Below are 10,706 nucleotides of genomic sequence, written 5' to 3'. Positions count from 1 at the left end.
TCTTCAGATTATTCTCCTTGACGAATGCCTTCACCTGTTCTTTACTAAACCGTGCCACCTGTGTCATCCTCTCAAACCGACCTTTCCTTCTAGTTTACTAGATTTGGTTTTGAGAGTTTACACAAAATATTTTACAGACTCCGGGCAACATAATAAAAAGAATCGACTCGGATGAAGTTTATGAACTCCAAATTTATGAACATGATCCCAATCTGGTCCATGCATTTGCTTATGCTTCCCAAGGAAGATTAGCAGACGAACTCATTACAGAAATTGAAAGTCATACACATATATTATATGTAATCGGTGATTCCGGAGATGGAAAGAAGGTGCGGAAAATATCTAATGTGATCTCAGGGCTCTTGAAGAGTGGCGGAATGGCCGTAAAGATTGAAAACTCTGGTATGGCTCATTCCGTTGAAGATTGGGTATCGATGGATTCAGATGAAATCAGTGAACTATTCGATTTCTATGTTGCATATGCAAGGGCTGATGATTTTTATTACTCCTGTGGCATGCAAGTATTCGGATTACCGGATGCCATTATAGATGTAACACTAAGCCCCGAACGAGCAAGATATGTCTTGACTAACTTTATATATTTTCTTTTAACTGAAAACCCGGAGTTACACAGTGGAGAAACGTTTTCTGTTAGTGCTAGTGATCCTAACTATAAACTATCTTATACGGATTGTTATTACTTTGATAAAGATGAGTTGTTTCATAATCCATACGGTGTATGGGTTCTAAAGGGTCTGTGAGTAAGAAAGTGAAGTCTACGCCATCATCTTACAAGGAGTCCCACGATGCTTATCCGAGCAGCTTGCGTTGATTTTGTAACCGAGATGATACATAACGAGAAGTCGGACATTTTAGTGCTGGAGGTGGAGGACGGTATAGTGGGATTTTCCCTGGTGCAAGAAAAAGAAACTCCGAAAATAAGCTGTATGATAGAGAAAAGTTTGTGTATGTGTTGGATTTCGTCATAACGGAAATGTATAGGAACCGCGGATTAGGAGCCCTATTATTAATTGCATCAAAAGAATGGGGGATGGGGTTTCGAGGTACATAGGCCTGTAATATTGGCATCCAGGTTCCAGTGAGGGTTCGTTAATACAATGTTATTTATAAACAAGCATATCCTTACAAAGGAGAAAAAAATGCCAAACAAATTAGTGTTTTTCAGTGATGAGAACAAAGTTGATTACGAACGTTTTGAAAGATTTGCTAACAAGAATGTTTATAATGTGTATACTCAGGATGATCATTCGAGAATAGTTGTTTGGACGAATAAGGCAGTTCATGCATTAATTGATTTATTTATGGAAATGAAAGAACCCTATTTCATTCTATACATATTGAGTGTAAGCAGATGTGATCAGGAAACAGCACGATATCAAAGTATGGAGTTGAGTACTTCAGATACAGAAGAACTCTTATATGAGTTTGCTGACTATTTGGAGAGCGATGGTCGTCACGATATCTGGATTCATTCACCTAAAGACAATGCAACTATTGTATATGATAAGGATAACCTTATCTATATTTATGGCAATTTAGAGGCTTATGAAAAGAAATTATTAGTAATGGGTTATACGCGTTACAATGAACCTTTATTTCTTCCATCTCCCCATGCACATTGTTATCATGCAGAATATGACGAAAAGGAAATAGAAATTCTCAAAAGAATCCATTGGTATAAAACACCTTTACAGCAACATGATTATTAGAATGCCGGTCAGCAAGCTGGGCTTTCCATGAATTAGCTGCAAGAGCATTTATGATGATCTTATTCAGGAAGTAAATGTTAAAAAGGACAGTATTTTAGTGTATACTGTAGAGAACAACAAGTGGAGGTGTGGGTATGAGTCTTGAAGAAAAATTATTAAAGGAATTCTCAGACCTGCCAGAGGATAAAAAAATTGAGGTTATTGATTTTGTGGAATTTCTAAAAAATAAAAACAATAAGCAATTAGAATCCATGATGGATTTGATTATTGAAGAAAATAGGGAAGCTTTGGAGGAGCTGGCTAAGTAATGAACTTCATTGGTGTGGACCAGCTTGTAAGGTTCCATAATAAAATACTTAACGCGACCGGTGGATCGGATGGCGTTAGGGATAAAGCCATTTTAGAAAGTGCTTTACAAAGACCGTTTTCAACATTCGATGGAAATGATCTGTACGAAGGTACAATCCATAAAATATCGGTTGCTACTTATTCTCTTATTAAGAACCATGGTTTTGTCGATGGCAATAAGAGAATCGGGGTTGCGACCATGTTACTTCTATTACGAATGAATGGAATTACGATCAAGTACTCGCAAGATGAATTAATTGAGCTTGGACTAAGCACTGCCGAAGGTAAAATGAAAGAAAATGATATCTATCAATGGATCCAAAGACATCAGGTGTAGCTTGATGTCTTATTTTCTTTAACCTGAAGGAGGAGGGCTCTGTACGAAAATAATCGAAGAAAAGTTCAATCGATATGGCGAACCGGATTACGACAAAGGCTACATCCAATGGGGTTTCGACGATCTTGCAACCCAGATCGATATGGCGGAGAAGCTGCAAGGGCTGTTCCCGGAGAAGGCGGCCAGGATTATAGACATAGCCTGCGGAATATCCAGGTATCATCAGGTGTGGCTGCAATCAGGATATGAGGTTACAGGAATAGACATCTCCGAAACGTTCATTGAGTATGCAAGAGAGTACAACAAAGCTTTCGATAAAGCATGCTACTTCGTCAGAGATTACAACGAGTTGAGCTTCGACAACGAATTCGACGTAGCCGTGTGGACCGATCCCGTGGGACTTACTGGATTGTCTGCCAATCGAATCTATCGGGCACTCAAGCCCAAGGGTGCCTTCATCTATGAAATGTGGAATGATAACTACTATAAATACCATACGGATGATCGGCATAACGATTGCCGGACATGGTCCTATCAAGATGGAGTCTATCGATTGGTACGGCATGAATACAACAGAGCGACTTGCATCTCCGAACACGAGGAGATCCTATTTGATCTACCGAATGATACGATGATTCATAAAACTGGGCTGGGTGCTCATCCTGTGAACAGTTATTGCAGCATCCAAATCATGGAGGCTGCGGGTTTCAAGAATGTCCGATTCGTCGACTATAAAGGTCAGCCGTTCCGTACGGAGAACCAGCAAGTGAAGCGGTACATGATGATTGGTGAGAAATAACGAAAGAGGAGGGAACGCCTAGCTTATGATATCCGTAACGGAAGTACGTGAAGTGGCTTTATCGTTGCCGGGAGCCGTAGAAGTCGAGCATATGGGCAAGCCTTCGTTTCGGATGAACAATAAGATTTTTCTTGTCATGCAAGAGGATCTGATAACCATAACCGTAAAGATATCGAAAGAAGAACGGAATCTATACGTGAGCGAGGATCCGGTGACCTACCGGATTCCGGAAGGTTTTGCCCATCTGAATTACATGCATATCTGCCTTGAAACGGCACCAAAGGAAGAAGTCTTCAACTTGATTCGCAGCGCTTGGGGAAGCGTGGCACCTAAGAAAGCAGTCAAAGCCTATTTCGAACGTTGAATAATCCGGAACCGAGGTGGATCTATGAAGCTGTTGATTTTGGGGGGGACGGTGTTTCTCGGGTATGCCATCGCGGAGGAGGCGGTGGCCCGAGGGCATGACGTCACGATCTTCACGCGGGGGCGGTCCGGTTCAGGGGCTCCAGCGGGTGTCCGAGCATTGATCGGAGACCGGGACGGAGGGCTGCAGGCGCTTAAGCAGGGCGAATGGGACGCGGTGATCGACACCTCGGGCTATGTGCCGCGGGTGGTTCGGGCCGGCGCCGAGCTCTTGGCGGACCGAATCGGGCATTATACGTTCATCTCATCGGCCTCCGTGTACCGCGACTTGAGCAAGCCGGGCACCAGTGAAGAGGATGCGGTGCTGGAGCTGGAGGACGAGGCGACCGAGGACGTGGCGGCACACTACGGCGCGCTGAAGGCACGCTGCGAAGCCGTGCTTGACGAGCGCCTTCCGGGGCGGGTGCTGACGGTCCGCCCCGGACTCATCGTCGGTCCGCGGGATCCGACGGACCGGTTCACGTACTGGCCGTCGCGGATCGAGCGCGGCGGCCAAGTGCTGGCACCGGGCCCGGAGTCCGCGCCGGTGCAGATCATCGACGTGCGCGACCTGGCGGCATGGATCGTATCCATGACGGAGGCCCGGCGCACGGGCGTGTTCAACGCGGCCGGCGAACAGGGCCGCGTCACCATGCAGGCGCTGCTGGAGCAGTGCCGCAGCGCCTTGAATCCGTCCGCCACGCTGACGTGGGCGGACGAAGAGTTCCTCGCCGGCCGGGGCGTCGGCGCGTGGAAAGAGCTGCCTCTGTGGCTGCCGGCCAGAGGCGATACGGCGGCGTTCACCGGCTTGATGCAGGTGAACGTTGACCGGGCGCTTCGCACCGGGCTCGTCTTCCGGCCGCTGGAAGCGACGATAAGGGACACCGCGGCGTGGGATGCGGCACGCCCCTCCGACACGGTCCGCCGGGCCGGCTTGATGCCGGAACGCGAGGCGGAGCTTCTTCAAGCTTGGCTCGACGCAGGCAGCGGCGAATAGAAACAGGGGCTGATCTGAAGCCGGGATTCCTCCTGGCTTACGATCAGCCCCTTTAACGGTTACGGGATCTTCAGGACGGCCTGGATCAAGCTGCACAGGGCATCGGCCAGATCCGGATCCGTTACGCTTCCTTCCGGCCCCAGCCTCTTGCCGACGAAGGAAACCGGCAGCACGGCATCCTCCCGAACCTCGGCGCCCATCATCTCCACGGTCTGCCGCAGGGAGTGCAGAGCCGTGGCTCCCCCATCCGAATGGGGAGAGGCGCTGATCAGCGCCACCGGCTTGCTCGTCAGTTCGCCGGACGATACGGCCCAGTCCAGCGCATTCTTCAACGATCCGGGGACGCCGCAGGCATATTCCGGGGTACAGATGACCACGGCATCGGCTGCCTTCAGCGCTTGCCGCCACGCCTCCACCGCGGGACCGCCGCCATCCGCCGCATCCGTGTCCGGGTTGAAATGCGGGAGCTCAGCCAACCCTTCATACAAGCGGAACACCGAACCGGCCGGGAGCTGCCGGCCCACCCAAGAGAGCAGCGTGGTATTGGAGGAGGTTCGACGGAGACTGCCGGACAGGCCCAGCACCTGAGTTCGCGTCCCGGTCATCGGTCTGCCTCCCGCTGGGTGAGGAACGACTGCAGCCGCTCCCGGATCCGGTCCGTACACACACCGCCGTGATAGGTGATGACCGTCTCAATGTCCAGCTCCAAGAGCTTCCCGATGGACTTCCGGGCCATCTCCGGGTCAAGGGTGAACTTCGGATCGAAGGATTGCAGCTCGCCGTCCTTCGCGGTCAGTAAATCACCTGAGACAAGGGTCCGGCTGGGGAGATGGAAGAGACAGATATGGTCCGGGGTATGACCCGGCGTATAGAGGACCTGGAGGCCTCCGGCAACAGGCAGCACCTCACCGTCCTGAAGCAGGACATCCACCTTGACGGGTGTGGCCAGGGTATTGCTCTTCACTAGAGGCAGCTCGCCCTCCAGATAAGGCCGGGCCGTCTCGTGCGCCAGCACCTGAATCCGGCCGCCGGTCCCTGCTGTTAGCTCCGAAAGGCTGCCGATATGATCCCGGTCCTGATGGGTGATGATGATCTTCGTCAACCGGTCCAAGCTATAGCCCAACCGGGCCAACGCTGTGCGGATCCGCTCCGTTTGACCGGGGATACCGGTATCCACCAGGATCAGCTCATCGCCGTCCGCCACGACTGCTGCAAACACCGTAAACACGCCCTGCTCCACGTCCATATCCAGCCTCAAGGCTTGGATGGCGCGATGCGTCATGGGTCCTGCACCTCCTTCAATTGGGCCGATGGCCTTGACAGATGATACTCTTTACAGATTATACCATAGACGCAACGAGGGAGCCTTGACGATTTTACGGGAACGCAGGCGGCATTTTCCTTATTTTGGCCAATTCTACGCTTTCATCCCTTATCGGACAAACCTCCGGTTCTCTATACTGGCACTAGGGCCGAGCCTCAAGCAGGCAGGCTGACTCGCTCATAGGGAAGGGATGGTTGCATTGGTTACCAGAATGAAGCTGAAGGGCAAGATGAAGATCGGACAGGGGCAGACCCATGTCCACGAATTCCAGGGCAGCACGAAGCTGGCGGAGGAAGGCAGCGACCGACACAATCACCGTTTCGCCGGCGTTACCGGACAGGTGATCCCATGCGGGGACAGTCATGTACATGAAATTCGCTTTATCCACACCGATTTCTTGAACCATTTCCACAACCTGCGCAAAATCCGGACCGGTCCGGCCATCCCGGTGGGTAACGGCAAGCACGTCCACTTCGTGACCGGCTCAACAACCTTGAATGACGGGCACCGTCACCGGTTTCAGTTCGCCACCTTGATTCAAAAGCCTCTCGTCTAATCCCGTCATCTTCGACAATACCGATGCGCTGGATCTTAATAAATGCGTTCACATCAAGACGGCTGGAGCAGGTTAATCTGCTTTAGCCGTCTGTTTGATTTTTCGTCAAAAGAAGAAAAAATTCGATTTGCTACTAGTCCTATTGACCTATGTTCTAATATTTTCTTAATACTTTTATAGTAAAGTGGGAGGAACGAACTGTTCGTTCGGCATTGGGGGGGACCGGGGATGGAGGTTTACGCAGCCAGGCAGCCAATATTTGACCGGAAAATGAATGTGTATGGGTATGAGCTCCTATACCGCAAAAGCACGAACAACTTTTATGAAGGCACCGACGATGATCAAGCAACAGCGGAGCTGCTCCATAACGTGTTCCTCGTGCTCCAGCCGCATGATCTGACGGGCGGGACCCGGGCATTCATCAACTTCTCGGAGGGCCTGCTGCGCAAGGAGATTCCTCTCCTCCTTCCCAAGGACCAGATCGTGGTCGAGATCCTGGAGCGCGTCCAACCGAACCAAGATGTGCTTCGGGCCTGTATGGAATTGAAGATGAAGGGCTATTTGCTGGCCCTGGATGATTTTGTGTTCCAAGAGGATTATCTGCCGCTGGTTCAACTGGCCGACATGATCAAGGTGGAGTACGCCTCGATCAAGAATCCCCGGCAGATGGACCTGATCCGTTCGTTCAAGAGGAAGTACAAGGTGAAGCTGCTGGCCGAGAAGATCGAAACCCGGGAGGAGTACCGCCATGCCATGGAGCTGGGCTTCGAGCTGTTCCAAGGGTACTTCTTCAGCAAGCCGGTCATGGTGCAGGGTAAGCAGGTCGGAGGATTGAAGACGAATGTTCTCCGGATTCTTCAGGAGCTCAACCGGGAGGAGCCGGACTTCCAGGCCATTACGGAGATCATCGAGAAAGATCTGGACCTCTCCTACAAGCTGCTCAAAATCGTCAACTCCGTCGCCTATGGCTCACGGAACCCTATCCAATCCATCCAGATGACGCTGGTCCGGTTCGGACTGAACGAGACGAAGAAGTGGATGTACCTGATGCTCCTGAAGGCAGCGGAAACCGTGGAGAACAAGGAGCTGATCAAAGCGACCCTGGTTCGCGCCAAAATGATGGAGCTGATGGCCTCCGAGCTGGAGCACCGGCCCAATGGCTTCGAGTACTACATGACCGGCTTGTTCTCTACGATGGACATTCTGCTGCAGCAGGAGATGAAGGGAATCGTAGAGGGACTGCCTCTGACCGAGGAAGTGAAGAAGGCTCTGCTCGGCGAGAACAATAGTCTGCGCCAGCTCTATGAGGGGATTCTTGGCTTCGAGACAGGGGATTGGAGGAGGCTGGACGGATTGGGCCAACGCTACGGCATTGCCTGGCAGCGGCTGATGTCCCTGTACGTGCAGGCTCTGAAATGGGTAGAAAGCATTGAGGTTTAGTATGAAATGGTCAATTATATGAAATTATTGGACAATTAGACATTGATATGAAAAGAATGTTGAATATATATGTTCTATAATCGAGGAATGGAAGACGGACTCGCTTGAAAGGAACGGATTGACGATGAACCCAACGAAGTTTTATTTTGGCAGTCAAGCTAAGGAAGGATATATCCGCATCCCTTATGACGCGAATGACGGAGTCCCATTCTACGATCCGGAAGCCGGCTTCGGCTTCGTCGGCGAGACCTGTGCGACGCCTCCCAGGCCGGTACACCCGCAGAACGTGACGGCCGGAGCGAATGGCTTCTATGTTACGGAGCCGGAGTTCGAGGAGGAGACCGTTCCGGACCATTATAACCACTACGGCATGGCCTTCCGTATCCAAGCTCCCCCAGGTGCTTATGAGATTCAAGTGCTTCTGGCCGAAGGCGGTGAGGATGCCACGGTATCCATCTCCGGCCTGCAGGCCTCCAAGCTGTCGTTGGGGGGCTATTGGGATGCGGCGGGGCTAATCCCCATCCGTCATACGGCTTCACGGGAGGGGCGGCTCTGGTCCTACACCTATGTGAACGGGCGGGAATACCTGGATATCGAAATCGAGCCCAACCGGGTGTGCGTCCCGGCGGGAGTGGAGGAGATCGTTCTCCGGCCTGTTCCATCGCGGCGCCGTCTGCAGGAGGATCGGCCGACGGTGTTTACACTGGGGGATTCCACCGTCAAGAGCTACACCTTCGAGGAGGCGCCGATGTGCGGCTGGGGTCAAGTCTTCGATAACCTGTTCGACCTGGACCGGGTGAACGTGTTGAATTACAGCATGGGCGGCCGTTCCTTCAAGAACACCTATCAGGAAGGGCGGTTCAATGACCTGCTGCTGGCGGGCTGCGAAGGGGATTACGTGCTCATGCAGTTCGGCCACAACGAGGAGCGCACGGATGAAGACCTGCGGTTCGGAAGAGGGGCGACGGAAGAAACCTACGATTCCTACATCCGTCAGGTGTATGTACCCGCCCTGCGCGCCCGCGGCATGATCCCCGTGCTGGTAACCCCCGTCTCCCGGATTGACGCGAGGGCTAAGCCGGGACACATCTACACGAATTCCTTCAAGATCCGGAGATTCCCTGATGTGATGAAGCGGGCGGCGGCCGATCTGGGTGTTACCTTGATCGACCTGAATACGGAGAGTGTCGAATATTACAATGCAATAGGGGTGGAGGCGACCATTTCGGTCTTTATGTCCATCGAAGCCGGAGAATCCCCTGGTAAGACCAACGACGGCAGCTTCGCCAACGGTCATCCTTCCCTGAAGAACGACGGAACCCATTATAAGGAGGCGCTGGCCAAGCAGCTGGCCCGGATGGCGGTTCAGGAGTTCATCCGGCTGGGAGATGAAGGCGACCCCGCCGCAGCAGCCATAGCCTCGGCATTGAAGGCCGAAGTGATCGAAGCGGCGGCCTCGGGGGATTGGTCGCACATCTTCCCGGAGGTGGCTGCCGATACTGTAAGCGGTGCGGGTGCCTATTACCGGAATCAGATCGAGAAGATGCTTCAGCTGGGCGTCCTGCACATGGACGGGGAAGGCCGCTTCCATCCGAGACGGACCATCACCGAGGGGGAATTCCTCCGCGCTCTGTCCGCCCTAATGGGACTCCCGCTGTCCGTATTCGACGAAGGATACGGCGCCGAAGTGCCGTTGATCCGGGAGGTGATGGGCGCCATGCTCGCGGACGCCTATCGGGCCGCCTTCCAATCGAAGCCTCCGTATATGACCGATTACAACGGCACCATCCTGTCGCCGGGCGATCCCGGCTACGATCCGAATCTGGATACAGGGGGCCAAGGTGCTTACAGTCCGCTGCTCGGCTTCGAGGAACTGACGGACACCGCCCGGCTGTCTCCCCACTGGAAGATGAAGGTTCGGGACGCATACGAGCTGGGACTTCTCCGTCCGGAGAAGGGGATTGCCCGGGGGCAGGTGGCCCATGGTAAGGAGCTTGAGCCGAAGCTGCCCGTGACCCGGGCCAAGGCGGCCAAGACCTTGTACTTCATGTGGGTGCTGATGCATCCCGTGAAGGTGGAGAATGATCTCTCCCGGCTGTAAGCCGGCTTGCGGGAATTGGCTGCAGCATAGAAGAAGAGCCTCCGTTTCCCCGTGTTGGGATAGGAGGCTCTTCGCCGTTAGCGGGCTCGCACGAACTCGCCGATTTTGCTGTCCGAATGGCAGATATGGTTGACGAGCCAATCGGAGAGCAGCTGGATGATCTTCGGGTAGGTGGAAGAATGGAGTCCATGTACATAAATGTTGTTCTCCAGCTCGGACAAGGTGCCGAGAAAGCTGTCGTGAGCCTTCTTATGCTTAGGCAGCTCGGGGTAGCCGATCTCGGCCATCAGGGCCTCCTCCGACGCGAAGTGCTCCTGAATGGACGCGGCCAAGCCCCGAAGGGAGACCGTAATGGCGTCCTGGCGGGCGTCACGATCACATAGCTCCTTGAACGCTGCCAGGTCCAGAACCAGCTGTTCATGCTGACGGTCGATATGCTCTACTCCGATGTTGTATTCCGTATTCCAATGTGACATGCGGCGATACCCCTCTTTCGAATGCAGAATTATCCTGAGTATAGAATTTTCACCCAGCTTTGTAAGTAATAAATCTCATTCGTCCGTGATCAACTTTCGACAAAAGCGCTCCTGCGCCATGGGATGGTGCAGGCCCAACCTGTAGCAATCGGCCGCCTTCGTCATACTATAGTACAATAGCCTAGGCTTTATGGAA

At 52.6% G+C, this 10,706-nt stretch carries 13 protein-coding genes; 10 read left to right on the top strand and 3 right to left on the bottom strand.

Going from position 1 to position 10,706, the window contains the following annotated elements; all coding sequences use genetic code 11:
- The first annotated feature begins 377 nt into the window (after positions 1–377).
- The 7 genes from ACSEXW_RS18720 to ACSEXW_RS18690 all read left to right on the top strand — a co-directional run bounded on the left by ACSEXW_RS18720 (position 378) and on the right by ACSEXW_RS18690 (position 4,613).
- On the top strand, positions 378–761 hold the full coding sequence (locus ACSEXW_RS18720; protein WP_438447690.1) for a DUF4261 domain-containing protein: 384 nt from the start codon (positions 378–380) through the stop codon (positions 759–761).
- Positions 762–1,160: 399 nt separating this feature from the next.
- On the top strand, positions 1,161–1,730 hold the full coding sequence (locus tag ACSEXW_RS18715; RefSeq protein WP_438447689.1) for a hypothetical protein: 570 nt from the start codon (positions 1,161–1,163) through the stop codon (positions 1,728–1,730).
- 134 nt (positions 1,731–1,864) lie between these two features.
- Positions 1,865–2,038 carry a DUF2281 domain-containing protein gene (locus tag ACSEXW_RS18710; protein ID WP_438447688.1) on the top strand — a complete coding sequence of 58 codons (174 nt, stop codon included), beginning with the start codon at positions 1,865–1,867 and terminating at the stop codon, positions 2,036–2,038.
- Positions 2,038–2,415 carry a type II toxin-antitoxin system death-on-curing family toxin gene (locus ACSEXW_RS18705; protein WP_438447687.1) on the top strand — a complete coding sequence of 126 codons (378 nt, stop codon included), beginning with the start codon at positions 2,038–2,040 and terminating at the stop codon, positions 2,413–2,415. Before ACSEXW_RS18710 ends, ACSEXW_RS18705 begins: the two co-directional genes overlap by 1 nt.
- A gap of 142 nt (positions 2,416–2,557) precedes the next feature.
- Positions 2,558–3,214, top strand: a complete 657-nt coding sequence (locus ACSEXW_RS18700) for a class I SAM-dependent methyltransferase (protein ID WP_438447686.1) — start codon at positions 2,558–2,560, stop codon at positions 3,212–3,214.
- Between the two features lie 25 nt (positions 3,215–3,239).
- Positions 3,240–3,578, top strand: coding sequence for an MmcQ/YjbR family DNA-binding protein (locus ACSEXW_RS18695; RefSeq protein ID WP_438447685.1), 339 nt, complete (start codon positions 3,240–3,242; stop codon positions 3,576–3,578).
- A gap of 24 nt (positions 3,579–3,602) precedes the next feature.
- Positions 3,603–4,613 (top strand): NAD-dependent epimerase/dehydratase family protein, encoded by a 1,011-nt coding sequence (locus ACSEXW_RS18690; protein ID WP_438447684.1) that lies wholly within the window; start codon positions 3,603–3,605, stop codon positions 4,611–4,613.
- Positions 4,614–4,672: 59 nt separating this feature from the next.
- On the opposite strand, the gene ACSEXW_RS18685 is transcribed toward ACSEXW_RS18690, so the two are convergent.
- Both ACSEXW_RS18685 and ACSEXW_RS18680 read right to left on the bottom strand, forming a co-directional pair.
- The gene (locus tag ACSEXW_RS18685) at positions 4,673–5,218 is read right to left on the bottom strand and encodes an NADPH-dependent FMN reductase (protein ID WP_438447683.1); all 546 of its coding nucleotides are present in this window, start codon (positions 5,216–5,218) and stop codon (positions 4,673–4,675) included.
- Positions 5,215–5,895, bottom strand: coding sequence for an MBL fold metallo-hydrolase (locus ACSEXW_RS18680; protein ID WP_438447682.1), 681 nt, complete (start codon positions 5,893–5,895; stop codon positions 5,215–5,217). The genes ACSEXW_RS18685 and ACSEXW_RS18680 overlap by 4 nt, the downstream gene beginning before the upstream one ends.
- A gap of 253 nt (positions 5,896–6,148) precedes the next feature.
- Here ACSEXW_RS18680 and ACSEXW_RS18675 point away from each other — a divergent pair, with 253 nt between their 5' ends.
- The 3 genes from ACSEXW_RS18675 (at position 6,149) to ACSEXW_RS18665 (ending at position 10,034) form a co-directional block, all read left to right on the top strand.
- Entirely contained in the window at positions 6,149–6,493 is a 345-nt protein-coding gene (locus ACSEXW_RS18675; RefSeq protein WP_438447700.1) for a YmaF family protein, read from the top strand.
- 228 nt (positions 6,494–6,721) lie between these two features.
- Positions 6,722–7,933 (top strand): EAL and HDOD domain-containing protein, encoded by a 1,212-nt coding sequence (locus tag ACSEXW_RS18670; protein WP_438447681.1) that lies wholly within the window; start codon positions 6,722–6,724, stop codon positions 7,931–7,933.
- 124 nt (positions 7,934–8,057) lie between these two features.
- Positions 8,058–10,034, top strand: coding sequence for a GDSL-type esterase/lipase family protein (locus ACSEXW_RS18665; protein ID WP_438447680.1), 1,977 nt, complete (start codon positions 8,058–8,060; stop codon positions 10,032–10,034).
- A 77-nt stretch (positions 10,035–10,111) separates the two neighbouring features.
- Here ACSEXW_RS18665 and ACSEXW_RS18660 read toward each other — a convergent pair whose 3' ends face one another.
- The gene (locus ACSEXW_RS18660; protein WP_438447679.1) at positions 10,112–10,510 is read right to left on the bottom strand and encodes a bacteriohemerythrin; all 399 of its coding nucleotides are present in this window, start codon (positions 10,508–10,510) and stop codon (positions 10,112–10,114) included.
- Between the last annotated feature and the right edge of the window lie 196 nt (positions 10,511–10,706).

This window comes from Oryzibacillus soli (assembly GCF_051594765.1).
GTDB lineage: Bacteria > Bacillota > Bacilli > Paenibacillales > NBRC-103111 > Paenibacillus_AR.
Note: the sequence above shows the minus strand (reverse complement) of the source record. Positions and strands in the feature narration are given on the sequence as shown.